The sequence below is a fragment of the Mesorhizobium sp. M8A.F.Ca.ET.161.01.1.1 genome (assembly GCF_004792105.1).
Classification (GTDB): Bacteria; Pseudomonadota; Alphaproteobacteria; order Rhizobiales; family Rhizobiaceae; genus Mesorhizobium.
Genome location: NZ_SRTD01000271.1, coordinates 1 through 330, shown reverse-complemented (window position 1 = coordinate 330; position 330 = coordinate 1). Strand labels below are relative to the sequence as shown.

The following is a 330-nucleotide window of genomic DNA, read 5'->3' as shown; positions in this document are numbered from 1 at the left end:
CTTCCCCTGGAGCGCCGCGAGCGTTGTCACGCGAACATCGCCCTTCAGCAGGATGTTACCGCCCTCTGGCGGCAGACTATTGATCAGTAGGGCGAGCCGCGCCGTCTGGTCGGTGGCGTCGCCAGGAATGCCGTTGTTCCATGCCTCCACTACAGGCAATTCCGTGAAGGCGATCGATTGTAGTTTCGTGCGCACAGCTGCGAACGTCTTCGCCTCACGTGCCGTGCCTACAGCGTTGTCGATCAACATGGTGTTCGCGGTTACCGGCGGCAGGTTTACACCAGCCGCCGCGGCAATGGCTGCATCCCTGGCCGTTTCCGCCTGGGCTAT

At 62.1% G+C, this 330-nt stretch carries 1 protein-coding gene; it reads right to left on the bottom strand.

The window, feature by feature from the left end; translation table 11 throughout:
• The coding region (locus tag EN804_RS37580) for a hypothetical protein (protein WP_189602206.1) at positions 1 to 330 on the bottom strand (330 nt) is incomplete at both ends.